This is a genomic window from Aeromonas sp. A600620 (genome assembly GCF_029479985.1).
Classification (GTDB): Bacteria; Pseudomonadota; Gammaproteobacteria; order Enterobacterales; family Aeromonadaceae; genus Aeromonas; species Aeromonas veronii_A.
The window spans coordinates 1-661 of record NZ_JAAKXB010000033.1 but is presented as its reverse complement, the minus strand read 5'-3'; the positions used below and the strand labels follow the sequence as shown (position 1 = coordinate 661).

Sequence of the window (661 nt, the reverse complement as noted above, 5' to 3'; positions counted from 1 at the left end):
TCCTTCATCGCCTCTGACTGCCAAGGCATCCACCATGTACGCTTAGTCACTTAACCATACAACCCCAAGAAGTGTCGGTGAAACCGGCACAGCCTGTTGTCGTACAACAAGGACCAAATAAAATTTGGTTTTCGCCAAGAAGTTTCCAAAGCACTTGTAACAAATGTTTGAGAACTACTTTTTAAATCAGCTTTCCAGATTGTTAAAGAGCATGTTTGCAACGGCTCAAGGCCGAAGAAAACAGACATAAACATGACTGCTTATGTCTGCATTCTTGTTAGCAAGAAGAGAAGTGGCGTCCCCTAGGGGATTCGAACCCCTGTTACCGCCGTGAAAGGGCGGTGTCCTAGGCCTCTAGACGAAGGGGACCCAAAATCATCTTTGCGCTGCGTTAGCAGTGCAGATTTTGGGTAATGGCGAGTGCCGAGCCTGCGAGGCCGAGCGCCATTATTCACATCCCAAAACCCAATGACAGGGCTTCTCTCGTTTGGCGTTAGCCAAACAAGCACTGACGCTTGCGCATCAGGTCTTTGCTCTAACTACTTTGAATCAAGGCAATCTGTGTGAACACTCAACAACTTCGACATCTTAAGGTAAGGAGGTGATCCAACCCCAGGTTCCCCTAGGGTTACCTTGTTACGACTTCACCCCAGTCATGAAT

1 tRNA gene and 1 rRNA gene are annotated in these 661 nt (G+C 48.0%); both read right to left on the bottom strand.

The window, feature by feature from the left end:
• Positions 1-293: 293 nt before the first annotated feature.
• A tRNA-Glu gene (locus G5533_RS20405) sits at positions 294-369 on the bottom strand.
• Between the two features lie 225 nt (positions 370-594).
• Positions 595-661 (bottom strand): 16S ribosomal RNA (locus G5533_RS20400); the annotation flags it as partial.